This is a genomic window from Acidovorax sp. JMULE5, assembly GCF_013376875.1.
Lineage (GTDB): Bacteria > Pseudomonadota > Gammaproteobacteria > Burkholderiales > Burkholderiaceae_C > Acidovorax > Acidovorax facilis.
Genome location: NZ_CP035951.1, coordinates 5,087,326 through 5,110,647, shown reverse-complemented (window position 1 = coordinate 5,110,647; position 23,322 = coordinate 5,087,326). Strand labels below are relative to the sequence as shown.

Here is a 23,322-nt window from a genome sequence, read left to right as displayed (position 1 = left end):
GTGCTCGCGTCCAGCGGGGTCTCGCTCGAACTCGCTCCACTGCGTTGCGCTCAGACAATCGCGAGCCCTGATCCGCTGGCCGCTGCGCTCCTCGGCGCATCCTGAAGGGAACCCGGGGAGCGGACATCCATTCGGGCCATTGCTTCGCTCGGCCCAGTTTGCGCAGCGTGTGGCGCTTGCGCCCGCGAGGTGAGGCCGAGCGCAGCAAAGGCCCGTGTGGCTATTCGGATGTTGGATGTTCGGGTGCCCAACCCCCTGCTGGATGCGCCTGCGTCGGGGCGGTTGCGGGGTGGCACGCGCGTCGGAGCGCGCGTGCTTCTTGCTCTAGCTCGCCGTGGCTGTCCGAGCGGCGCTGCGCAGCAGCAAAGCGAGTTCCACGGCGCACCCAGCAACCGACACGACGCAGGTTTGCCCCGGAGCGCAGCGCAGGGGTCGCAGACTGGGGGTCGCCTTTTCTTTGGTGACTTTCTTTTGGCGAAGCAAAAGAAAGTTACTCGCATGCCGGGCGACTCCCGGCCTCCGCACTCAACCCAAGCATGCTGCCCCAACCAGCAAGAACAAGCTTCGACAAGCTCAGCCCGAACGGACAGGAGGGCACCACAAGACTGCAAAAACAATAGCACCCCGCGCGCTCCAGAAAAGCGCCAGGGTCCAAAATCACCCCAAAACCCCAGACACCAGCCGCAAGACGCGATCACACCGCGCCGCCAGCGACTCATCGTGCGTCACCATCACAAACGCCGTGCCTTGGTCGCGCGCCAGCTGCAGCATCAGGTCAAACACGCCGTCGGCAGTGCTGCGATCCAGGTTGCCCGTCGGCTCATCCGCCAGCACACACGCGGGCCGCGTCACCAAGGCACGCGCAATTGCCACACGCTGGCGCTCGCCGCCCGACAGCTCGGCGGGTCGGTGCATCAGGCGTTCTTTCAAACCCACAGAGGTGAGCACCCGCTCAGCCTCGGCATGGCACTGCGCCAATGGCAGGCGGCGGATGCGCAGCGGCATGGCCACGTTGTCCAGCGCGCTGAACTCGGGCAGCAGGTGGTGGAACTGGTAGATAAAACCCAGGTGCTGGTTGCGCAGCTGGCCCTGGCGCTCGGCCGACAGCGAGGACATCTCTTCGCCCTTGAGGCGCACGGTGCCTGCCGTGGGCGCATCCAGCCCGCCCAGCAAGTGCAGCAGCGTGCTTTTGCCCGAGCCCGATGCGCCGACGATGGCCAGCGTTTCGCCCGCGCGGATCTGAAGATCCACGCCCTTGAGCACCGTCACATCAAGGCGGCCTTCGGTGAATCGCTTGGTGAGGCCCTTGGCCTCCAGCACCACCACTCCAACTTTCTGATCACTCATAGCGCAGCGCCTCGGCGGGGTTCACACGGCTGGCGCGCCAGCTGGGGTACAGGGTGGCCACAAAAGCCAGCACCAGCGAGATGATGCCGATGGGCATGATGTCGCTGCTTTGGGGTTCACTCGGCATCTTGCTGATGAGGTAGATGTCCTTGGGCAAAAAGCTCGCGTTCAGCGCCTTCTCGATGGCGGGCACGATCACGTCGATGTTGAACGCGATGCCCAGGCCCAGCAGCAGGCCCACGGCCGTGCCGATGACGCCGACCATGGCGCCCTGCACCACAAAGATGCCCATGATGCTCTTGGGGCTGGCGCCCAGGGTGCGCAGGATGGCGATGTCGGCACGCTTGTCGGTCACCGTCATCACCAGGGTAGACACCAGGTTGAACGCCGCCACCGCCACGATGAGGGTGAGGATGATGAACATCATGCGTTTTTCGAGCTGCACGGCCGCAAACCAGGTGCGGTTCTGCTGCGTCCAGTCGCGGATGAGCAACTGGCCGCTCAGACTGCCCGCCAGTTGCTGGGCCACCTCGCGCGCCTGGTGCAGGTCCTTGAGCTTCAGCCGCACGCCCGTCGGGCCTTCCAGGCGAAAGATGCGCTGCGCATCCTCGTGGTGCAGCAGCACCAAGGCCGAGTCGTATTCGTAGTGGCCCGAATCAAACGTGCCCGCCACCGTCATCTGCTTGAGGCGCGGCACCACGCCCGCCGGCGTGACCTGCCCTGCGGGCGCGATCAGGGTGACAACATCACCAGCGCGCACGCCCAGCATGCGGGCCAGCTCGCCCCCCAGCACAACGCGGAATTCGCCGGGCACCAGCAGATTCAGTGTCTTTTCGTTGGTGGCGGCCAAATCCGTCACGGCGCCTTCCAGCGCCGGGTCGATGCCGCGCACCAGCGCACCCTTCATGTCCTCGCCGCGCGCCAGCAGCGCCTGCGCGGCCACGAACGGTGCGGCGCCCACCACGTTGGGGTTTTGCTTCGCCTCGGCCAGCGTGCGCGCCGGGTCGGGCAACGCAGCGCCCTGGGGCGCAAAAATCTCGATGTGCGAGACCACGCTCAGCATGCGGTCGCGCACTTCTTTCTGAAAGCCGTTCATCACCGACAGCACGATGATAAGCGCCGCCACCCCGAGCGCAATGCCCAGCATGGACACGCCCGAGATGAACGAGATGAAGCCATTGCGCCGCGTGGCGCGGCCCGCGCGCGTGTAGCGCCAGCCCAGGGCCAGTTCGTAGGGGATTTGCATGGATAAGGAAAGAAGGCACTGCAGAGTGCGGAATGCACGCCACAGGCCGGCCAGATTGTGGCATCCCGGACAATAGGCCCATGTCGGACACCAACCATTTGCTCATTCCCTACGCCGCCAGCGCAGCCGCCGGATGCCAGCAAGCCCTGCAGGGCCTGACCCTGCCCCACCTGGACCGGCTTCTGGCCCGGCTCAGCCCCCATCCCACCCACAGTGACAGCGGCGAGGAGACCAGCTTCTCCGCCCCCCACGAACGCGCCCTGGCGCGCGCGCTGGGACTGCCAGCGCAGGACGGGCGCATCCCCTGGGCCGCGTGGCACCGCCACCAGCAAGGCCAGTCACCCAACGGTGACGCCTGGACGTTTGTCACGCCCTGCCAGTGGCAGGTCAGCACCGACCACGTCACGCTGCGCAACCCCGAGCACCTCGCGCTGGATGACGCCGCATCGCGCGCGCTGCTGGCCATCGTCTCGCCCTGGTTTGCCGAAGACGGCATCACCCTGCACTACGACCAGCCCACACGCTGGCTGGCCACCAGCCCCCTGTTTGCCGACCTGGCCACCGCCTCGCTGGAGCGCGTGCTGCAGCGCGATGTGCGCGCCTGGATGCCGGACGCCAAGGCGGCCCGGACCCTGCACCGTTTGCACAGCGAGATGCAGATGCTGCTCTACACCCACGCTTTCAACGACGAACGCTCGGAGCGCGGGCTGCCGGTGATCAACTCGTTCTGGGTGCATGGCACCGGCCCAATACCCACCCCTGCCCCGTCTGCCCTTCCCACGCCGACGGTGCCCACCACCTTGCGCGATGCGGCACTGAACGAGGACTGGCGCGCCTGGGCCGCAGCGTGGACCGCATTGGACGCAGGCCCGGTGGCCGATCTGCTGCGCAAGTCCGAAGGCGGCGAGCCGGTGCAACTGACCCTGTGCGGCGAGCGCAACACGCTGGCCTTCCACACCGCCCCCCGCACCCTGGCCCAGCGTTTTCAAAGCCTTTTCAGGCCCCAGCGCTTTACAGACATGCGCAATAAGCTATGAAAATAGTAGCAAGAGACATTCCCCCCCGTGCCGCCTGGGCGCTGGAACAGGCCGGTGTGCACCCGCTGCTGGCGCGCCTGTATGCCGCGCGCGGTGTGCGTGCCAAAGACGAGCTGGACGACGGCCTGGGCCGGTTGTTGCCCCCCTCGGGCCTCAAAGGCATTGACACCGCCGCGCGCCTGCTGGCCGACGCCATGGCGCAGAACAAGCGCCTCGTCATCGTGGCCGACTACGACTGCGATGGCGCCACCGCCTGCGCCGTGGGTGTGCGCGGGCTGCGGCTGCTGGGCGCTCAACAGGTGGATTACCTCGTGCCGGACCGCGTGACGGACGGTTATGGCCTCACCGCATCCATCGCCCGCCGCGTGGCCGAGCGCGGCGCCGACGTACTCATCACCGTGGACAACGGCATCGCCAGCGTGGACGGTGTGGCCGAGGCCAAGGCGCTGGGCCTCACCGTGGTCGTCACCGACCACCACCTGCCCGGCCCCGAGCTGCCCGCGGCCGATGCCATCGTCAACCCCAACCAGCCCGGCTGCACTTTCGAGAGCAAGTCCATGGCCGGTGTGGGCGTGATGTTCTACGTGCTGCTGGCCCTGCGCGCCGAGCTGCGGGCGCGCGGCATTTTTGACGCGGCCACCCAACCCAAGCTCGACCCGCTGCTCACCCTGGTGGCGCTGGGCACGGTGGCCGACGTGGTCAAGCTCGACGCCAACAACCGCCGCCTGGTCGCCCAGGGCCTGAAGCGCATCCGCGCAGGCCAGATGCCCGCCGGGGTAGCCGCGCTGTTCACCGCTGCCGGCCGCAAGGCGCCCGTGGCCACCACCTTCGACTTTGGCTTCGCCCTAGGACCGCGCATCAATGCCGCAGGGCGCCTGGCCGACATGACGCTGGGCATCGAATGCCTGCTCACCGACGACGCAGGCCGCGCCGCCGAACTGGCGGGCACGCTCGACGGCATCAACCGCGAGCGCCGCGAGATCGAAGGCGGCATGCGCGACCAGGCCATGCTGATGGCCGAAAGCCTGTTCCAGGAAGACGAAGAACCGCCCCCGGCCATCAGCGTGTTCGACCCGGACTTTCACGAAGGCGTGGTGGGCATCGTGGCCAGCCGCATCAAGGACAAGCTGCACCGCCCCACCTTTGTCTTTGCGGCCAGCAGTGCGCCGGGCAAGGAGCACGAGCTCAAAGGCTCGGGCCGCTCCATCCCCGGCTTTCACCTGCGCGATGCGCTGGACCTGGTGGCCAAACGCCACCCGGGCGTGCTGCTCAAATTTGGCGGCCACGCCATGGCGGCGGGCTGCACGGTGGACGCTGACTCGTTCGATACCTTCGAGCAAGCCCTGGCCCAGGTCGCGCAGGAATGGCTCGACGCCGCCACCCTCACCCGCCGCATCGAGACCGACGGCCCCCTGGCCCCCGAATACTGCCGCGCTGACATGGTGGACACCCTGCACCGCGAGGTCTGGGGCCAGGGCTTTTTGCCCCCCACTTTCAGCGAAGAGGTGCAGATCGTGAGCCAGCGCCTGGTGGGCGAATCCAAAAATCACCTGTCGATCAAGCTCATGCACCAGGGCAACCCGGTGGACGCCATCTGGTTCGGCCACACCGAGCAACTGCCCGCGCGCGTGCTGCTGGCCTTCCGGCTCGATGTGAACGAGTGGAAAGGCGAGCGCAAGGTGCAGTTTTTGGTCGAGGGGGCTCAGATCTAGGAGTCTGTCGGACTTGGAGCGTCGAAGCGAAAATTGGCCCCAGCGAGGACAGTGTTTGCCGGATTTGCAGCCCCATAGCGAGCTATGGGGCAAAAAGACGGTGGAAAATGGACCGCTGAGGTCAATTTGCAGCCGACGATTTCCAAGTCCGACAGACTCCTAGGGATGACCTGCATAACCCTCGCGAGGCGGTGGTAGTGCGGATCGGGATGGGGCACAAGGCATCTTTTTGCAGCCAATAGCCGCGCTATTGGCAAGAAAAGCAACGCAGTGGACCACCCGAGACCGCGTTATCACAGACCGCAGGGAGTTGTGCAGGTCATCCCTAGGGCAAGGCCCCACCCCGCTCAGGCCTGTACAGGGCCCTTGCTGCGCTGGCGGATCACCGTCACCGGCTCGCCGCCCTGGCCCCAGTTCTCAGGGTCCACCTCGTCGATGATGACGGTGACACTTTCAGGGCGCTTGTCCAGCACCTGCTGCATGAGCTGGGTGACACCGGCGATCAGGGCTGCCTTCTGGGCTGCGGTGGTGGGCAGTTCGCGCCGCGCGAGGCGGATGTTGACCAGGGGCATGGGCAGATCCTTTCGTCCATCGCAAAAAAACAAAGACAAAGGCAGCCGGGGCTGCCTCGGGGGTGCGGTGCAAAAACTTAAGGGCCTTTTTGGCCGCCAGCGCTTGATAGAAAAGCGCAGATAGCTATCATTTGAATAGCAAAAACCACCACACCCAGCGGCCTTTAGAAGCTTTCCCAGTCGTCATCCCCGCCTTGGGCTGCAGCCCGGGGCGCAGGTGCAGCGGGCGCGGCCGATGGGCCAGGGGTGGCAGCTGGGCGTGCAGCGGCGGGGGCCGGTGGTGCCAAGCGAGCGGCAGCGGGTGCCTTGGTCGGCTTGGTTGCCTTGGGTGCTGCGGGTTGGTTGCCGAGGGCGGTTCTGGCCGCGGGCGCTGGCCGGGGCGCCGCAGACGGAGCCGGGCGGGGCGCTGCCGGTGCGCGAACCGCCATCGCGCCCACATTGAACACCGCCACCACCTCGGCCAGGCGCTGGGCCTGGTCGCGCATCGAGGCTGCAGCGGCGGTGGACTCCTCCACCAGCGCCGCGTTTTGTTGCGTCATCTGGTCGAGGTGCGTCACAGCCTGGTTGACCTGGGCGATCCCGTCGCGCTGCTCGGAGGAGGATGCCGTGATTTCGCCGATGAGGTCGCTCACGCGCTGCACGCTGGCCACAATCTCGCCCATGGTCTGGCCCGCCTGGGCCACCTGGGCAGAGCCCGACTCGACGTTTTCCACCGAGGCACTGATCAGGTTCTTGATCTCCTTGGCGGCCTCGGCGCTGCGCCCGGCAAGGCTGCGCACTTCGCTGGCCACCACCGCAAAGCCCCGGCCCTGCTCGCCCGCGCGGGCGGCTTCCACAGCGGCGTTGAGCGCCAGGATGTTGGTCTGGAAGGCAATACCGTCGATCACGCCGATGATGTCGCTGATCTTGCGGCTGCTGTCGGTAATCTGCTGCATGCTGGTGACCACCTGGCCCACCACTTCGCCGCCGCGCGCCGCCGCCTGGGCCGCCGTGCCCGCGAGCTGGTTGGCCTGGCGCGCGGTGTCGGCCGACTGGCTCACCGTGGCCGTGAGTTCTTCCATGCTGGCGGCGGTTTCTTCCAGGTTCGAGGCGGTCTGCTCGGTGCGGGCCGACAGGTCATGGTTGCCGTTGGCGATCTGGATCGAGGCCGACGAGACGGAGTCCACGCCCACCCGCACCTCGCTCACCACACCCCGCAAGCGGGTGGACATGGCCGACAGGGACCTCAGCATGTGGCCGAACTCGTCCTTGCGAGTGGATTGCAGCTCGCGCGTGAGGTCGCCAGCGGCGATGGCATCGATGGTTTCCACCGCCTCATCCAGTGGCACGGTGATGGAACGGACCAGTTTCCAGGCCAGCAGCAGCACCACCACAATCAGCACGGCCGACACCACCAGGCCCTGGATGGCGTAGGCAACGCGCCGCTGTGTGGTCTCTATCCGGATCTCTTCACGGCGCTTTTGCAGTACAGCGACAAAGTCGTCCTGCGCCTTGAGGTAGCGCGCCACCATGGGGGTGAGTTCATTGTCGGCAAACTGCTGGGTGGCCACGCCATCGCCTGCGCCCTTGAGCTCCCAGGTCTTGGCGGTGGCGGCCAGCACCAGCTTGCGTTCGGCCAGCACCTTGTCGAGCGCCGCCTTTTCCTCGGGCGCCGTGGCACCGGCCACGATCCCCTCTTGAATCTTGTTGATGCCGCCAATGATCTCCTTGACCTTGGCGTCGTACTGCTGGGCCAGCACCGCGTCGGTGGTGACGGCACCGCCCATCACCATGTTGACGGCGGTTTCGGTTGCACCCCGCCAGCGTATGGCCGCCGAGATGCGCTCTTCGATCTCGACCACCTGGTCCATCGCAGCCGACATGGAGCTGTTGGCCCGGTACTGCTGGAAGCCGGAGATCAACAGCATGGCCAGCATCAGCAGGATGAATGCTCCCCACAGCTTGCGTGAAACGCGGATATTGTCGATTTGCATGGTTCTTTTTCCTCGTGGACCTGGAAATGTAAGTGTGCGGCCAACGCGCGGCACGCAACATCCGATTGCGTCAACAGCAGGCCACAAGCCTACGCCAGCCCACGCACTGCCCTGCCCTCTTTTTCCCGGGAAAAACCCGCACCCAGCGTGCTGAAGGTGACAGGACGGCCCACCCGGGGGTCAGCGGCACCTGGCAGGACTCCGGAGAACCCGTCCACGACGGCACAGGGGTTGCGCGGTGGCGCGCGATATCGGTACAAGCCCTAAAATGGCATGGTGACATCCATACTGAACGCCGACCTGCATTGCCATTCCGTGGTATCCGACGGAACCCTGACCCCGGAGGATCTGGCCGCCCGCGCGAAAGCCAACGGGGTCGAGCTGTGGGCGCTCACCGACCATGACGAAATCGGCGGCCAGCACCGCGCCGCCGCCGCTGCCCATGCGCAGGGCATGGCCTACCTCACGGGCGTCGAAATCTCGGTCACCTTTGCCGACACCACCGTCCACATCGTCGGCCTGGGTTTCGACCCCCACGACACCCGACTGGCCGAGGGCCTGGCCGCTACACGCGGTGGGCGCGGCGAACGCGCCAAGGACATGGCCGAACAACTGGCCCAGGCGGGTATTCCGGGCGCTTACGAGGGCGCGCTGCAGTTCGTAGGCAACCCGGCATTGATTTCACGCACCCATTTCGCCCGCTTTCTGGTGGAGACCGGGGTCTGCAAGGACACCTCCGAGGTATTTCGCAAATACCTCATCGAAGGCAAGCCTGGTTATGTGCCGCACCGTTGGGCGTCGCTGGGCAACGCCGTGCGCTGGATCACCGAGGCAGGCGGCATGGCCATCATTGCCCACCCGGCGCGCTACAAGTTCAGTGCCAACGAAGAATTTGCGCTGTTTTCCGAGTTCAAGGCCCACGGCGGGCGCGGGGTGGAAGTCGTCACAGGAAGCCACAGCGCAGCTGAATATGTCACCTACGCCGCGATGGCGAAGGAGTTTGGGCTGGCCGCCTCGCGCGGCAGCGACTTCCACAGCCCGGACGAGTCCCACACCGACCTGGGGACCTTGCCGCTGCTACCCGGCCAGCTCACCCCGGTCTGGGAACTGCTGGCTGAACGCATCCGGCACCCCGCTGCCGTTTGAGACGAGACGCACCATTTCATGGCCCAGTATTTCGAAGTCCACCCCGACAACCCCCAGCCGCGCCTGCTCAAGCAGGGCGCCATGCTGCTGCAAAAGGGCGGCATTCTGGCCGTACCCACCGATTCCAGCTATGCGCTGGTCTGCCACCTGGACGACAAGGATGCCGTCGATCGCATGCGCCGCATCCGCCAGGTGGACGACAAGCACCACCTCACCCTGTTGTGCCGTGACCTGTCGGAACTGGCCAACTATGCCCGCGTGGACAACCGCCAGTACCGCCTGCTCAAGCTGGGCACGCCCGGGCCCTACACCTTTATCCTCGAAGCGACCAAGGAAGTGCCGCGCCGCGTGAGCCACCCTTCGCGCAAGACCATCGGTCTGCGCGTGCCCGACCGCAAGGGCCTGCAGCTGCTGCTGGAGCTGCACGGCGCCCCACTGCTGGCCACCACGCTGATCCCGGCCGGCGAGACCGAGCCCCTGAACGACCCGCAGGAAATCCGCGAACGCTACGAAAAGCTGGTGGACGCCATCGTGGACGCAGGCGCCTGCCCGCTGGAGCCCACCACCGTGGTGGACCTGACCCCCATGGGCAATGGTGGCGAGCCCGAAGTGGTGCGCGAAGGCCGGGGCAGCCTGCAGGCGCTGGGGTTGTAGCCGCAGCTCCTCACCTCGACTGCCATAGCGCTTGCCCGGGGCCTCCACAACTGGCGCGGCCCCATCCCAGCGCCACCGTGGAACTGGCTTTGCCAGGCCACCGGTGGCGTCCCCCTGAGGGGGAAGCGGCGCAGCCGCTCAGGGGGCTATAACTTGAACGCACCCACAGCCTGCTCCAGATCGCGCGCCTGCGCCGTGAGCGAGGTGGCGGTGGAAACCGCGTTCTGAACCAGCGCAGCCGTTTCCTGGGTGGTGCCGTCCATGTGCGACACGGCGCCGTTCACATGGCTGATGGCCTCGCTCTGCTCGCGCAGGGCGTGGGAGATTTCGCCAAGCAGTGCGCTGACCTGCCCGACGGCCGCCACGATCTCCTGCATGGTCTTGCCCGCCTTGCCCACCTGGCCAGCGCCGTTTTCCACCTGCTCGACCGAAGCGCTGATCAGCGCCTTGATCTCGCGCGCAGCCACGGCGCTGCGCTGGGCCAGATTGCGCACCTCGCTGGCCACCACGGCAAAGCCACGGCCCTGCTCGCCCGCACGGGCGGCTTCCACCGCCGCGTTGAGCGCCAGGATGTTGGTCTGGAAGGCAATGCCTTCGATGACCTGAATGATGTCCACGATCTTGCGCGAGCTGCCGCTGATGGCCTGCATGGTCAACACCACGTCGCCCACCACCGTGCCGCCCTGCTCTGCAATGCCCGATGCCTTGACCGCGAGGTCGCTGGCGGAATGGGCGCGCTCGGCGTTCTGACGCACGGTGGCGGTCAGCTGCTCCATGCTGGCAGCAGTTTCGGTGAGTGAAGAGACCTGGTCTTCCGCGTGGCGGGACAGGTCGGTGTTGCCATGGTCGATGTCTGCGGCAGAGGCGCTGATGGCATCGGCGTCCTGCTTGATGCGCGATACCAGATCGGTCAGCGTGTCCTCCATGGTGCCCAGGGCGTTCAGGAGCCGGCCAAAGTCGCCCTGCAGATCGGAGCTGAACTCCTGGCTCAGGTCGCCCGAAGCCACGGTTTCTGCAATCAGGATCGCCTGGTTGAGCGGCGCCACGATGCTCATGCGCAGGCTGAACACAGACAGCAGTGCCAGCACAAACGCCACACCGCTGCAGCCGATAATCCATGCCCGGGCGCTTTGCAGATGTGCCTGCGCTGCCTGGGCCTGGGACGCAGTCACAGGCGCGCCCTGCAGTGCCTGCTCTGCCCCGCCGATGCCAGCCAGCGCCATGACCATCAACAGCAGCACCAGCAGTGCCATACCGCCAAACGCCAGGGCCAGGCGCGTTCCAATTTTCAGGTTGTTCCACATGATGTTGTGCCCCTCCAGGGCTGTTGTTTTGGTTTTTTGGGTCGCCCCGGGGGGCAACTGGCAGATGCTAGCAATGATCACGGCGCTGCGGGCGCCCTTGGCATACGTACATCCCACATAGAACTTGCGCGAATCAGGATGCAAAAACCGCCTTGCCTGGGGGGGAGCCACTTGCCCAAGTCCTGTTGTGCGCCAGTCATCCCACCATCGGCATGCCGTGTACTCCGCGCGGGTCGCCCCGGCAACGGCTGAGGTGGCGGGCGTCTGAGACAATCGCCGGGTGGACATCTCCAATCTCATCCAAACCGTTCTGATCTACGCCCTGCCGGTGCTGTTTGCCATCACCGTGCACGAGGCAGCCCACGGCTACGCCGCGCGCCACTTTGGCGACAACACCGCGTACATGATGGGCCGGATCACCCTCAACCCGATCAAACACATCGACCCGGTGGGCACCATCCTGATGCCGCTGCTGCTGTACTTTGCGACCTCGGGAGCCTTCCTGTTTGGCTATGCCAAGCCGGTGCCGGTCAATTTCGGCAACCTGCGCAATCCCAAGAAACACATGGTCTGGGTGGCGCTGGCGGGCCCGGCGTCCAACTTCATCCAGGCCATTGGCTGGGCCGTGCTGCTGGTGGCACTGGTGGGCTCTGGCGTGGAGGAGCGCTTTTTCATCGAGATGGCCCGCGCTGGCGTGCTGGTCAACCTCGTGATGTGGGCGTTCAACCTGTTTCCGCTGCCGCCGCTGGATGGCGGGCGCATCCTGGTGGGCCTGCTGCCCTGGAAACAGGCGCACATGGTCTCTCGCATCGAACCCTGGGGCTTTTTCATTGTGATGGGCCTGGTGATCGCTGGGGTGGTGGGGACGCTGTGGCTACGCCCGCTGATGTCGCTGGGCTACGGCGTCATCCAGTTTCTGCTCACCCCGCTCACAGCACTGTTGCGTTAATTCTTCTCCCCCCGTTTCTTGCTGACATCCTTCCCATGAGCATCACGCGTTTTCTCACCGGCATTACCACCACGGGCACACCCCACCTGGGCAACTTCGTGGGCTCCATCCGCCCCTCGGTGGCCGCCAGCCTCACGCCCGGCGTGCAGAGCTTTTACTTTCTGGCCGACTACCACGCGCTCATCAAGTGCGAAGACCCGGTGCGCATCCAGCGCTCCACGCTGGAGATCGCCGCCAGCTGGCTGGCCGCAGGGCTGAACCCCGAGAAGGTCACGTTCTACCGCCAGTCCGACATCCCCGAGATCCCCGAACTGACCTGGCTGCTGACCTGCGTGACGGGCAAGGGCGTGCTCAACCGCGCCCACGCCTACAAGGCCAGCGTGGACAAGAACACTGCCGCCGACCGCGATGCCGACGACGGCGTGACGGCCGGCCTGTTCATGTACCCCGTGCTGATGGGCGCCGACATCCTGATGTTCAAGGCGCACAAGGTGCCCGTGGGCCGCGACCAGATCCAGCACATCGAAATGGCGCGTGACATGGCTGCGAGCTTCAACCACCTGTATGGCGAACACTTTGTGCTGCCCGAGGCCGCCATTGACGACCATGTGGCCACGCTTCCCGGCCTGGACGGGCGCAAGATGAGCAAGAGCTACGACAACACCATCCCGCTGTTCAGTTCGCGCGAACAGCTCAAGAAGCTGATCGGTGGAATCCTGACCGATTCGCGCGCACCCGGCGAGCCCAAGGACACCGAGGGATCGGCGCTGTTCCAGATCTACCAGGCGTTTGCCACGCCCGACGAAACCGCCGCCCTGCGCCAGGCCTACGCCGACGGCATCGCCTGGGGTGATGCCAAGAACACCCTGTTCGAACGTGTGGACCAGGTGATCGCCCCCATGCGTGCGCAGTACGAAGAACTCATCCACAACCCCGCCCGCATCGAGCAGACCCTGCTGGCCGGTGCCGAACGCGCCCGTGCGCTGGCCACGCCGTTCATCCGCGAGCTGCGCGCCGCTGTGGGCCTGCGCAGTCTGGCCCAGGCCACTGCGGCGCCCAAGCCCGCCAAGGCCGCGAAGACAGCGCTGCCTTCGTTCAAGCAATACCGCGAAGCCGACGGCAAGTTCTACTTCAAGCTGGTGGATGCCGATGGCCGCCTGCTGCTGCAAAGCACCGGTTTTGACGCGCCCAAGGAAGCAGGCCAGGCCATTGCCCAGTTGCAAAAAGACCCGGACGCACTGCAGACACTGGCACCGCGCCTGGCACCGGTGGAGGGCGTGAGCGCCGACGATGTGGCAGCCGCGCTGCAGGCGCTGGCAGAGGCTGCAGCCGCCGCGTAAACCGCTCTGTCCCTGTCCAACGCGGGATCCGGGGCCGGAATGCGCTGGGGGGAAGCGGTCACTTTTTGATAGCTGCTCGCGCTTTACCAATAAGCGCTAGCGGCCAAAATCATTCAAATATTCACCTCCAGGGTGAATCCGCAGAATACCCGCCTGGGCCGCGACAGAAGATGGTGGTGTGTGCGCAATGCGCCTACGCTGTCGGCGTGGGCCTTGTGCGTAAACTGTCCGATCTGTTCTTGGAGACTCCCATGAAACTGCCAGTTGCCACCCTCTCCGTGCTCGCCGTGCTGGCGGGCTGCAACGCCACCAGCCCCCACCACCCCTCGGGGCCCATGGCATCGGGCCGTGACCGCACCTTCAGCGTGCCCGTGTACGGCACCGACACGTCCCCCGCCTATGCAGCGGCCACGCGCGAATGCCAGCGGCTGGCGCTGTTCCCCAAGCTGCTGCGCAACGATGGCTCGCGCCTGATTTTTGAATGCGTGAGCGAAGCCCCCGACCGCCAACCCTGATCCCTGCCATGGTCTGGTTTCTGCGGCGCCCCCTCAGGGCGCATGGGGTGGCACTGACAGCCGCGCTGGTCTGCGCCTGCGTCCATGCGGGGTCTGCGCAAAACACCGCCCCCGCCACCTGGACCAACAGCCTGGGCATGGTCTTCCAGCAGGTCCCGGCGGGCCGCTTCACGATGGGAGGCGTGGAGCCGCCCGATGCCCTGGCACGCGCGTACCCGGCGCTGGAGGCCAGGCGTTTTACCGAGTTGACCGATGAAGGCCCCGCGCACACGGTGCACATCCGGCGGGCGTTCTACCTGGGTCGGCACGAGGTCACCGTGGGGCAGTTCCAGCGCTTTCTGGAGGCCTCGGGCTACCAGCCCGAATCGGAAGCCGATGGCACGGGCGGCTACGGCTACAACGCGCAGTACGACCCCGCAACCACCCAGCGCGGCGATGCCTTTGAGGGCCGGGACCCTCGCTATTCGTGGCGCAACCCGGGTTTTGCGCAGGGGCAAGACCATCCCGTCGTGAACGTCACCTGGAACGACGCCCAGGCCTTGGCCCAATGGCTGAGCCGCACCGAAGGCCACCACTACCGCCTGCCCACCGAGGCCGAATGGGAATACGCCTGCCGCGCTGGCACCCGCACCCGCTATCCGCATGGCGACGACCCGCAGGGCCTGCTGCACACCGCCAACACCTTTGACCAGGAGGTCGCCCCGCTGTGGCCCCGCTGGCAGCAGCACGCCTTGGCGGGCAGCGACGGCCATGTTTTCACCGCCCCGGTGGGCAGCTATTCGCCCAATGCCTTTGGCCTGTACGACATGCTGGGCAATGCCTGGGAGTGGGTGTCGGACTGGCACGGGGACACCTACTATGCGCACTCCCCGCGCAGCGATCCGCAAGGCCCCGCAGACGGCACCGTGCGCGTGCGCCGTGGGGGCTCGTGGCACACTTGGTCGTTTTATGCCCGCTGCGGCTACCGCAACTGGAACAGCCCGCAAACTCGGTACACCCTGGTCGGAATGCGGCTGGTGCGCGAAATCTCTCCCCACCCCCCCCCCGGTCGCGGCGAACGACAGAGCGTTAACAAATGTCAACTGCCAGGCGGTAGACCGGTGCGCTGCAGCGCAGACGGCGGTTGTCGCGAATAATCCGCAATTGCATTTTCGACAGGGGAGAAAACCATGCGCATAGCCGCGTTGGACGACGATGCGCTCCAACTGGATCTGATCAAACAGGCCACGGAGGCAATGGGCCACGTCTGCCACACCCACCTCAACGGTGCCGACTTCCTGCGCGAGATGCGCCGCGAGACCTTTGACCTGTTGATCGTGGACTGGCACCTGCCAGACACAACGGGGCCCGAAGTGGTGCGCTGGGTGCGCAAAAATGTGGGCACCCAGTTGCCCATCCTGTTCGTCACGCACCGCCAGGAAGAGCGCGACATCGTCGAAGGCCTGGGCAGTGGCGCCGATGACTTCATGGTCAAGCCGGTGCGCATTGGCGAGCTCAATGCCCGCGTCTCGGCCCTGCTGCGGCGGGCCTACCCAGCCAATGTGGGGGGCGTGGTGGAGTTCGGGCGTTACCGCTTCCTGTCCGAAACCCGGTCCATCGAAATTGACGGCGTGCCCGTGGAGCTCAAGAACCGCGAGTACGATCTCGCCCTGTTTCTGTTTCAGAACATGGGCCGACTGTTGTCGCGCGACCACCTCAAGGACATCGTCTGGGGCCAGGTGGCGGATGTCATGTCGCGCTCGCTGGACACCCACATCTCGCGCCTGCGCACCCTGCTGGACCTGCGGCCCGCCAACGGCTTCATCGTCTCGGCGGTCTACGGTGTGGGTTACCGTTTTGAAGCTGTTGAGGCCCAGCGAAGGGCCTGACCCCCAACTATCAACGGCGGCATCCTCACAGGATGCCATCGCCAGCCCGCTGGCACCGAGCGGCACGAAGGAGATTTCACGTGGCAACGAACACCGGCCGCCCCCGCTGGGCCCTGCGCGCCAGCGCGGCATTGACCCTGGGTTTCCTCGGTAGCCTGGTGGGCACCAGTGCCCAGGCGGCTCCCCCTGCCGCCACCACGCCGCCGGGCGATGAAATTGCCCACACCGTGAAGGAAGGGGACACGCTTGAAGGCCTGGCCAAGGCCTATCTGGCCGCGCCCCGGCAGTGGCCGCTGCTGCAAGCCCGCAACAAGGTGAGCAACCCCCGGCGCCTGGTGCCGGGTTCGGTGGTGTGGATTCCGGTGCGCCTGCAGCCCGCCGAGTCGGCCACGGTGGAGTTCGTGCACGGCACAGTCACCGCCCAAGCCCACACGGGCAACGCCCCGGCGCCCGTCACCCAGGGCGGCAAGCTTGAAGAGGGCACCGCGCTGCAGGTGGGGCCGGATGCTTTTGTCTCCGTCAAGCTGGCCGATGGCACGGTGGTGCGGGTCCAGGCGCAGTCCGAGCTGCTGCTGCGGCAGCTGCGCCGCCGGGGACGTGCGGGCAGCCTGCAGTCGGTGCTGGAGATGCGCAGCGGTGCGGTGGAATCCAGCGTGCCACCCAATGCCGAGGCTTTTCGCCGCTTCGAGCTGCGCACGCCCCTGGCCGTGACCAGTGTGCGCGGCACCCACTTTGGCGTGGCGATGGGCGAATCGGGCCAGACCACCGCATCGGTGCTCAGCGGCTCGGTGGCCGTGCAGTCCCGTCAACAAGAATCCACTGGCCCATCCAATCCATCTGCGGCAGCGGCCTCGATGCTGGCCCCGGGGCAAGGGCTGGCAGTGGCGGCCGATGGCAGCGTGGGCGCACCCCGCCCGCTGCTGGCGGCGCCCGACACATCGGGCGTCCCTGCCATGCTCAGCGATGCGGGCATTCTGGCCATCAACGTGCCACCACTGCCGGGGGCCGCGCGCTACCAGGCCCAGGTGGCGCAGGACGCCGACTTCACCCAGGTGCTGCGCCACGGCAGTTTTGCCGACGGCCAGCTGCACTGGAAAGCTGTGGAAGACGGGCGCTACTACCTGTCGGTGCGCGCCCTGGACGACGCGGGCATCCCCGGTGTGCCTGCCGTGCAGCCTTTTGTGGTCAAGACGCGCCCCGTGGCCCCGCTGTACCAGCAACCTGCGCCCGGCGCGGTGCTGGCCAGCGGCACGGGCGAGCTGCGGTGCACGCAGGTGCCCGGTGTGGCCTGGTACCGCCTGCAGGTGGCCCGCGATGCGCAGTTCACCCAGCCCGTGCTGGACGAGCAACGCCTCACCGAATGCCGCCTGCCGCTGAACACGCTGCCGGTAGGCAACTATTTCTGGCGTGCGGCCAGCCTGCTGCAGCTGCCAAACAGTCCGAGCAGTCAGGCCGACCAAGGTCCGTTTGCCCCGCCCCAGCCCTTCACGGTGGCAGACCGCCCCGCCACGCTGTCGCCCCAGTCATTGCAAGCGCAGGATGGCGACACCACGGTGCGGCTGCACTGGCCCGCGCAGCCCGGCCAGCGGTTCCGCCTGCAACTGGCCCCAGCCAACGACCAGGCGTTTGACAAGGTCGTGCTCGACACCCAGCTCGACGCCCCTGCATGGACCGCCAGCAACCTGCCTGCAGGCGACTACCTCGTGCGCATCCAGGTGCTGGATCCCACGGGGCTGCAGAGCGACTTCTCGCCGCCGCGCCAGATCCGGGTCGGCTCGGGCATCAGCACGGGTTCGGGTCTGCCGGTCTCCACCTCGAACGGCCAGCCCGTGGGACGCCCTTGAGCCGCGCACGCCGTTTGCCCCGGGCCCGAGGGTTCTGAGCCCATGATGACCGCCGGACGCACCCGGGGCCAGCAGCGGCGCCTGGAATGGAGCCTTCTGGCCGCCGCCTTGCTGGGGCTGGTGGCCTGGCTCAGCACCGCCGACAGCCTGAGCCGGATGAACCACCTGGTGCAGGACGCTGGCCTGCGCCTGATTTCGCGCCCCGCGCACCCCGACATCGTCATCGTTGCCATCGACGACCCCAGCATCGCGGCCATTGGCCGCTGGCCCTGGCGCCGGGCGCTGCACGCAGAGCTGATCGCGCGCGTATCGGCACAACAGCCCCGCGCCATCGGCATGGACGTGTTGTTCAACGAAGAAGACCTGGACTACCCCGAGGACGATGTGCTGCTGGCCGACGCCATGCGGCGCAGTGGGCGGGTGGTGCTGCCGGTGCTGCGGCGCGGTCACGGCCCGTCGGCCAACATGGCCGACCTGCCCTGGCCCGCATTCGCAGACGCCGCAGCCGGCCTGGGCCATGTGCATGTGGCGCCCGACAACGACGGCGTGGTGCGCAGCCTGTACCTGCAGGAAGGGCCCGCCGCCGCGCCCTGGCAGCACTTCAGCATGGCGCTGCAGTGCGTGGCCACGTCCACGTCCGCATCACACAACTCGCCCCAGTGCAACGCAGCGCGCGCCGCACCGGTGGCCGACGGCGCTGCAGCCACAGAGCCTCCAGGCAGTGGCACCTGGCAACGCGCTGACCGCACGCTGATTGCCTATGCCGGTGGCCCCGGCCACTTCACCACGCACTCCTACATCGACGTGCTGCGCGGCCAGGTGCCGGCAGATGCGTTTCGCGGCAAATACGTGATCGTGGGCGCTGCGGCCTCGGGCCTGGGCGACATGTTTGCCACACCCGTGAGTGAGCAATCGCGGCTGATGCCCGGCGTGGAGGTGGTGGCCCAGGTGCTGGACGGCCGCTTGTCGGGTGTACGGATCCAGCCTGCCGACACCGCCCTCAATACCTTGTTCAACCTTGCGCCCGTGGTGTGCGCGCTGCTGGCTCTGTTGTTGCTGGGCCCCTTCGTGGCCTTGCTCACCAGCGCAGCGCTGGGCGTGGTCACCCTGCTGCTCAGCGTGGCCCTGCCTTCGTGGATAGGCCTGCAGTTCGCACCCGCTGCGGCGCTGACCGGGCTGGTGCTGGCCTATCCGCTGTGGAGCTGGCGGCGCCTGAGCGCGGCCGCACACTTCCTGCGGCTGGAGATGGAGCGCCTGCAGCGCGATGGCCTGTCGATGCGGTTGCAGCAACGCCCCGGGGATTCCGGTGACTTTCTGGAAAAACGCATCAATGCTGTGGAACGCGCATCGCGCCAGTTGCGCGACCTGCACCACTTCGTGAGCGAAAGCCTGCAGCAGCTGCCCTCCCCCACCATCGTCTGCGACCCGCAGGGGCGCATCCTGCTCACCAACATGGCGGCGCGCCGGCACGTGGGCGGAGACCCCCAGGTGCCGCTGCAGGGCCAGTCCGTGGTCGAACTGCTGCACGACCTGGCGCACACCGGCACCGGCCAGCCACTGGTCACGCAGGACAAACTGCACAACCACCACATGCCCGAACAGAGCGAAGGCCGCGATGCCCGGGGCCGCAACCTGCTGGTGCTGTGCAAGCCCTTCACCGACCTGGCCAAGGCCGGCTGGCTGCTGACCCTGGTGGACCTGACGGACATGCGCCGCGCCCAGCTGCAGCGCGACCAGGCGATGAACTTCATCTCGCACGACATCCGTGCGCCCAATGCCTCCATCCTCACGCTGCTGGAGATGCAGCGCGCCTACCCTGGCCGCATGCCGGATGACGAGCTGATGCTGCGCATCGAGCGCTATGCACGCGCGTCCCTGGGCATGGCCGAAAACTTCGTCAAGCTCGCCAGCGCCGAGTCGCAGGAATACCGCATGGCGCCCCTGGACCTGGTGGCCGTGCTGGCCGAAACCGTGGACGACATCTGGGCCCTGGCCCGCGACCGGCGCGTGGAGGTAACCATCGTCACCGCGCCGGAAACCGCCCCCACCGTGGGCGACCGCGCCCTGCTGTCCCGCGCGCTGGCCAACGTGCTGAACAACGCCGTCAAGTTCAGCCCCGAAGAAGGCACGGTGCAGTGCTCCATCGTGCAACGGGGGGCACACTGGATCGTGTCAGTACGCGACGAAGGCCCCGGCATCGCCCCGGAACTGCAAGGCCAGCTGTTCGCACCCTTCCAGCGGCTGCACGACCGCAGCCATCCCGCCATCGGCGGTGTGGGCCTGGGGCTGGCCTTGGTGCATACCGTGATCCACCGGCACGGCGGAACGCTGGAGGTGGACAGCGATGTGGGACGGGGGGCGGAGTTCCGTCTGGTATTGCCTCTGGGCGCCTGACTCCAGGAGGCAAAACTCGCAAACCCCAGAATTGCTACTATTTTTATAGCGATAAATTCATGACCATCAAGCGCTAGAGCCAATTTTTATCCGAAATTAATCGGTAAATCGACCGCTCCCGTGCATGAATTCGCACAGAAAATCACCACACCTACAGGCCGCACCGATCCAGACCAAGACGGCGCTGCACTCGCAATGACGGGCACGGGCCACTTTCATTGGCAGCGACCGTGCGAAGCCCCCCCTTGCGGTGGGTTCGGCCTTGCCATCTCCCTACCAGGGGCCGAGCGTGATCGCGACGGTCGAGCCCGGCGCCACATTGCCCTGTGTCTTGGAGGGCACATTGGGACCGCTGTACGACCCGTTGGGATTTTCATCGGCGCTGAATCCATACGCCGCCCCGCCGAGGAAGATGGGGGGGCCATTGCCTGCGATGCGTGCATCCTCGCCCTGCGCATTCGCGCAATGAAGGAATTTGGCATAGTAGTTGCAGGTTGAACCTGCCCCGTACCACTGTGCCGAATCATTCCAGGCGGTGGTGGAGAAGCCGCTAGGGGGACTCTGGGTCGCAACTCCCGCCACCGCAACGCCCCTGCACAACGCCTCCCAGATGTTCATCTGCAGCAGCCCGGCATCGCCGCCGGATCCTCCCTCCTGGTACTGGCTGAACGCCTGCTGGAAAACATAGAGCGCACTCTGAAGGCCCTGTGGCGGTTGGTAGAACGTGTAGGTGTTCGTGCCATTCGAGAGCGTATAGGCCGCTGTGCTGACGGTGTTGAGGCTCTGCATCGTGCACTGCCCGGTATAGACATTCGTGCCGTCGCCACTGAGATCAATGCTGAGGTAACTGTTCACCGCAAAGAAAGCGTTCAGCGTTGCGTCCCAGTAACTTGCGAGGGAATCGGAGTCGAGCACCCCTGCCGCCTGTTTCGCGATCAGCATGTCGCTGGGATCAGAGATAGCGAAGAACTCGCCCTTCACCGTGGGCGGCGTGTAGCTGGAGCCAAGCGCACCGACCGTCAGCAGTTCGCCATAGGCTGCTGCGCTCGCGCCCTCTTTGGCAATGAAGTCCGTGTACGCACTTGCCATGGTCGCGCGGCTGATGCGGGGGTCCACGCCGAAACTCTCGCCTGCGGAGCTGAACGACAGGTTGAGGCCAAAGCCATTCACGGCGCTGACATCGGCTGCTGCGTTGTAACCGAACTCGAAGAAATCGAACGGTCCGGGAGGTGAAGGCTGTGGCTGATTGCCGTAGGGCGGCGGCGGATACTGCATCACGGCAAATGCCGGGACCGCTTGCGTGGGGGCAACGGGCGGTGGAGTCGCTATCGGTGGTGAGGCTGCGTAGATTGGCAAAGGTGCCGGCTGAGTCGGAGCGACAGCGAAGACCAGCCGTTCGTTGCCATTGGTTGCCGTCGTAAGCGCAATGCTCGGAACCGAGGACATCTCAAGGAAAGCAAGCCCCTGGTTGAAGACCGCAACACTCACGCTGCCGCTGTTGTCTTTCAAGCCAGGACCATATGCACCCGTCAAATCATCGTTGATGCAGAGTTGGAGCTCGCCACTGGGAAAGGTCGATGGCATCAAATACGGCCCCCTGCCAATGAAGAACGGTGAACCTGTGCTGCCAATCCTGCCGATGAGTCCGCCCATCGGCACACCGACAATGGGGTACTGCGTCTGATCGGTCGGAACATTGAGATCAGGACAACCGGCCGCATCGTAGAGCTGACCGCTATTCGTGTCGGGGTCCGCACTCCAACCACCGCCCACATACGCAATCGTCACCGGAGTAGCGGATGGATTGACGTCGATACCGGTACTCTGCCAGGCCTGTATCGCGAGCACGGCAATCGGCAGCACCGAGGGCGCCGCGACGAATGCTCCACCGCTCCCGAGAAATTGAAACTGAAACGCCCCGCTCGGCGCTGCGTTGATCCAGCCTGCCACATAGGCTGTTCCATCAGTCGCCTGAAGACCCGTGTTATCGGACAACATGATCGTGATTGATTCGGTGTTCATGGCTACTCCTTCTGTTGGAAAAATTGGGCCGTTGCCCTTCTCGGCAAACAAACGACATCAGCCCAGCGTGGCAAGCTGCGCCTCCGAGCCTGCAAACCAGTTCTGGTCCACGGCACCCACCACACCCGCCACCGGGCTGCCGCCATTGGAGGAGCCATCGCTGTACTGCCAGAACGTCCAGGACGACCAGGGCGGCGGCACGTGCGGGTAGGCCGAGTACGCAGCCAGCCACAGCGGGCGAGCGGCCAGCACCTGGCAACCAGGCAGCGCCTGAAGCGCCTGCCAGAAGCCGGTGTCGGTGTAGACCATGGTCTGGCGCCCGAATAGCGCATCGGCCTCGGACAGGAATGCCAGGGCCCACTGCAGGACTTCGGCGGGGCTTTGCCCATCCAGGGTTTCCAGATCCAGCACCGGCGGCAAGTCCCCGGGCCCCAGCGTTCCATCGGCGCTGACCGTGTTGTAGAAAAACTGTGCCTGGGCGACGGCATCGCTGCCAGCATGGCCGAAGTGGTAGGCGCCCCTGCGCAATCCTGCGGCGCCGCTGCCGGCCCAATTGGCACGGAAAAGCGGGTCCACATAGGCAGTGCCTTCGGTGGCCTTGATGAAGGAAAAGGCCACGTTGCTGCCAGCCACGCTGGGCCAGTTGACGTTGCCTTGGTAGTGACTGACGTCGATGCCACGGGTTTGGACTGTCATGGCGTCACACCACGCGGTTGAGCATGTCGACCTGCGTCTGCAACAGGCCATCAATGCGGATCGTCGTGGTCAGCGGCTGGCCTTCATCCCACATAACGCCGCAGTTGTATTGCAGGGTGTTGGGGTTCAGGACGCTGCCGTTGACCTTTTGCTGGTAGGTCGTGTCCCCACCGCCCGCCCCCTGGATGCCGATGCCCCAATGGCACCAGCCGTACCAGCTCGGCGACTTCATGACCATGGTGTAGACCGCAGAGCCGTTGTCGGGCAACACCGTGTGCCCATTGACTTCTGCCGTGAGCTTCATCAGGGCAAAACGGCAGGCGTCCTGCGCGGCCACATTGCCGCCCAGCGCATTGGCGAAATTGGCGGCCAGTGTGGTGTGGTACGGCACCGTCTGCGGAAAGATCACATCGGTGACCGCAAAAAACGCCGCATTCAGACCGGTGGGAACACGCTCGGCATTGAACACGAAGGCGCCGTTGTCCGAGGTATAGATGGTGGTGGCTGCGTAGGGGTCATCGGCATTCACGTATTCACCATTCAACGCCCAACCCCAACAGGCGGCGTTCACAAAGGGCGCCTGCTGCGAGGTCGGCACCGTGGCACCGTTGCGAGGATGCGGCCCGCCAGCGGGAGCCAGCAGATTGCGTTGTGGGTCAGAAAGGTAGGGCATGGTATCTCCGTCAATGGATCGGTGCGGATG

General features: G+C 65.9%; 19 protein-coding genes. 11 read left to right on the top strand and 8 right to left on the bottom strand.

What is annotated here, in order from left to right:
• Positions 1–657: 657 nt before the first annotated feature.
• Entirely contained in the window at positions 658–1,347 is a 690-nt protein-coding gene (gene lolD, locus EXV95_RS23275; RefSeq protein WP_121422573.1) for a lipoprotein-releasing ABC transporter ATP-binding protein LolD, read from the bottom strand.
• The gene (locus EXV95_RS23270; RefSeq protein WP_121422572.1) at positions 1,340–2,593 is read right to left on the bottom strand and encodes a lipoprotein-releasing ABC transporter permease subunit; all 1,254 of its coding nucleotides are present in this window, start codon (positions 2,591–2,593) and stop codon (positions 1,340–1,342) included. Before EXV95_RS23270 ends, lolD begins: the two co-directional genes overlap by 8 nt.
• A gap of 80 nt (positions 2,594–2,673) precedes the next feature.
• On the opposite strand from EXV95_RS23270, the gene EXV95_RS23265 reads away from it, so the two are divergent.
• Positions 2,674–3,630: a phosphoglycerate mutase gene (locus tag EXV95_RS23265; protein ID WP_176888682.1), complete on the top strand. Its 957-nt coding sequence runs from the start codon at positions 2,674–2,676 to the stop codon at positions 3,628–3,630.
• The gene (gene recJ / locus EXV95_RS23260; RefSeq protein WP_176888681.1) at positions 3,627–5,342 is read left to right on the top strand and encodes a single-stranded-DNA-specific exonuclease RecJ; all 1,716 of its coding nucleotides are present in this window, start codon (positions 3,627–3,629) and stop codon (positions 5,340–5,342) included. Before EXV95_RS23265 ends, recJ begins: the two co-directional genes overlap by 4 nt.
• Before the next feature lie 347 nt (positions 5,343–5,689).
• Here the strand turns inward: recJ and EXV95_RS23255 are convergent, their stop codons facing one another.
• Positions 5,690–5,914 carry a 4-oxalocrotonate tautomerase family protein gene (locus EXV95_RS23255; protein ID WP_176888680.1) on the bottom strand — a complete coding sequence of 75 codons (225 nt, stop codon included), beginning with the start codon at positions 5,912–5,914 and terminating at the stop codon, positions 5,690–5,692.
• 164 nt (positions 5,915–6,078) lie between these two features.
• A complete protein-coding gene (locus tag EXV95_RS23250; protein ID WP_176888679.1) occupies positions 6,079–7,887 on the bottom strand; it encodes a methyl-accepting chemotaxis protein in 1,809 nt (602 codons plus the stop codon).
• Between the two features lie 276 nt (positions 7,888–8,163).
• Here EXV95_RS23250 and EXV95_RS23245 point away from each other — a divergent pair, with 276 nt between their 5' ends.
• Positions 8,164–9,033 carry a 3',5'-nucleoside bisphosphate phosphatase gene (locus EXV95_RS23245; RefSeq protein ID WP_176888678.1) on the top strand — a complete coding sequence of 290 codons (870 nt, stop codon included), beginning with the start codon at positions 8,164–8,166 and terminating at the stop codon, positions 9,031–9,033.
• An 18-nt stretch (positions 9,034–9,051) separates the two neighbouring features.
• Complete coding sequence (locus EXV95_RS23240) at positions 9,052–9,687, top strand: L-threonylcarbamoyladenylate synthase (RefSeq protein WP_055393476.1); 636 nt, start codon at positions 9,052–9,054, stop codon at positions 9,685–9,687.
• Positions 9,688–9,833: 146 nt separating this feature from the next.
• On the opposite strand, the gene EXV95_RS23235 is transcribed toward EXV95_RS23240, so the two are convergent.
• Positions 9,834–10,991, bottom strand: coding sequence for a methyl-accepting chemotaxis protein (locus EXV95_RS23235; protein ID WP_176888677.1), 1,158 nt, complete (start codon positions 10,989–10,991; stop codon positions 9,834–9,836).
• A gap of 280 nt (positions 10,992–11,271) precedes the next feature.
• On the opposite strand from EXV95_RS23235, the gene EXV95_RS23230 reads away from it, so the two are divergent.
• From EXV95_RS23230 to EXV95_RS23200, 7 genes are all read left to right on the top strand, one after another.
• Positions 11,272–11,940, top strand: coding sequence for a site-2 protease family protein (locus tag EXV95_RS23230; RefSeq protein ID WP_055393480.1), 669 nt, complete (start codon positions 11,272–11,274; stop codon positions 11,938–11,940).
• 35 nt (positions 11,941–11,975) lie between these two features.
• On the top strand, positions 11,976–13,280 hold the full coding sequence (locus tag EXV95_RS23225; protein ID WP_176888676.1) for a tryptophan--tRNA ligase: 1,305 nt from the start codon (positions 11,976–11,978) through the stop codon (positions 13,278–13,280).
• 251 nt (positions 13,281–13,531) lie between these two features.
• Positions 13,532–13,795, top strand: coding sequence for a hypothetical protein (locus tag EXV95_RS23220; protein ID WP_055393485.1), 264 nt, complete (start codon positions 13,532–13,534; stop codon positions 13,793–13,795).
• Between the two features lie 8 nt (positions 13,796–13,803).
• Complete coding sequence (locus EXV95_RS23215; protein ID WP_370460142.1) at positions 13,804–14,931, top strand: formylglycine-generating enzyme family protein; 1,128 nt, start codon at positions 13,804–13,806, stop codon at positions 14,929–14,931.
• Positions 14,932–14,964: 33 nt separating this feature from the next.
• Entirely contained in the window at positions 14,965–15,663 is a 699-nt protein-coding gene (locus EXV95_RS23210; protein WP_121507291.1) for a response regulator transcription factor, read from the top strand.
• 80 nt (positions 15,664–15,743) lie between these two features.
• On the top strand, positions 15,744–17,507 hold the full coding sequence (locus EXV95_RS23205; RefSeq protein ID WP_176888675.1) for a FecR domain-containing protein: 1,764 nt from the start codon (positions 15,744–15,746) through the stop codon (positions 17,505–17,507).
• Between the two features lie 42 nt (positions 17,508–17,549).
• Positions 17,550–19,901, top strand: coding sequence for a CHASE2 domain-containing protein (locus tag EXV95_RS23200; protein ID WP_176888674.1), 2,352 nt, complete (start codon positions 17,550–17,552; stop codon positions 19,899–19,901).
• Between the two features lie 273 nt (positions 19,902–20,174).
• On the opposite strand, the gene EXV95_RS23195 is transcribed toward EXV95_RS23200, so the two are convergent.
• Genes EXV95_RS23195 through EXV95_RS23185 form a run of 3 tightly spaced genes read right to left on the bottom strand, consistent with a single transcriptional unit; the run spans position 20,175 to position 23,292 of the window.
• Complete coding sequence (locus EXV95_RS23195; RefSeq protein ID WP_176888673.1) at positions 20,175–21,923, bottom strand: hypothetical protein; 1,749 nt, start codon at positions 21,921–21,923, stop codon at positions 20,175–20,177.
• A 57-nt stretch (positions 21,924–21,980) separates the two neighbouring features.
• The gene (locus tag EXV95_RS23190; RefSeq protein ID WP_176888672.1) at positions 21,981–22,619 is read right to left on the bottom strand and encodes a glycoside hydrolase family 25 protein; all 639 of its coding nucleotides are present in this window, start codon (positions 22,617–22,619) and stop codon (positions 21,981–21,983) included.
• Positions 22,620–22,623: 4 nt separating this feature from the next.
• Positions 22,624–23,292, bottom strand: coding sequence for a hypothetical protein (locus EXV95_RS23185; protein WP_176888671.1), 669 nt, complete (start codon positions 23,290–23,292; stop codon positions 22,624–22,626).
• Positions 23,293–23,322: the final 30 nt, after the last annotated feature.

Coding starts and splice junctions, on each gene's coding strand:
- EXV95_RS23235 (WP_176888677.1), bottom strand. CDS start 10,991: ATGTGGAACAACCTGAAAATTGGAACGCGCCTGGCCCTGGCGTTTGGC.
- EXV95_RS23200 (WP_176888674.1), top strand. CDS start 17,550: ATGATGACCGCCGGACGCACCCGGGGCCAGCAGCGGCGCCTGGAATGG.
- EXV95_RS23240 (WP_055393476.1), top strand. CDS start 9,052: ATGGCCCAGTATTTCGAAGTCCACCCCGACAACCCCCAGCCGCGCCTG.
- EXV95_RS23270 (WP_121422572.1), bottom strand. CDS start 2,593: ATGCAAATCCCCTACGAACTGGCCCTGGGCTGGCGCTACACGCGCGCG.
- EXV95_RS23255 (WP_176888680.1), bottom strand. CDS start 5,914: ATGCCCCTGGTCAACATCCGCCTCGCGCGGCGCGAACTGCCCACCACC.
- EXV95_RS23215 (WP_370460142.1), top strand. CDS start 13,804: ATGGTCTGGTTTCTGCGGCGCCCCCTCAGGGCGCATGGGGTGGCACTG.
- EXV95_RS23250 (WP_176888679.1), bottom strand. CDS start 7,887: ATGCAAATCGACAATATCCGCGTTTCACGCAAGCTGTGGGGAGCATTC.
- EXV95_RS23225 (WP_176888676.1), top strand. CDS start 11,976: ATGAGCATCACGCGTTTTCTCACCGGCATTACCACCACGGGCACACCC.
- recJ (WP_176888681.1), top strand. CDS start 3,627: ATGAAAATAGTAGCAAGAGACATTCCCCCCCGTGCCGCCTGGGCGCTG.
- EXV95_RS23195 (WP_176888673.1), bottom strand. CDS start 21,923: ATGAACACCGAATCAATCACGATCATGTTGTCCGATAACACGGGTCTT.
- EXV95_RS23210 (WP_121507291.1), top strand. CDS start 14,965: ATGCGCATAGCCGCGTTGGACGACGATGCGCTCCAACTGGATCTGATC.
- EXV95_RS23190 (WP_176888672.1), bottom strand. CDS start 22,619: ATGACAGTCCAAACCCGTGGCATCGACGTCAGTCACTACCAAGGCAAC.
- EXV95_RS23265 (WP_176888682.1), top strand. CDS start 2,674: ATGTCGGACACCAACCATTTGCTCATTCCCTACGCCGCCAGCGCAGCC.
- lolD (WP_121422573.1), bottom strand. CDS start 1,347: ATGAGTGATCAGAAAGTTGGAGTGGTGGTGCTGGAGGCCAAGGGCCTC.
- EXV95_RS23185 (WP_176888671.1), bottom strand. CDS start 23,292: ATGCCCTACCTTTCTGACCCACAACGCAATCTGCTGGCTCCCGCTGGC.
- EXV95_RS23220 (WP_055393485.1), top strand. CDS start 13,532: ATGAAACTGCCAGTTGCCACCCTCTCCGTGCTCGCCGTGCTGGCGGGC.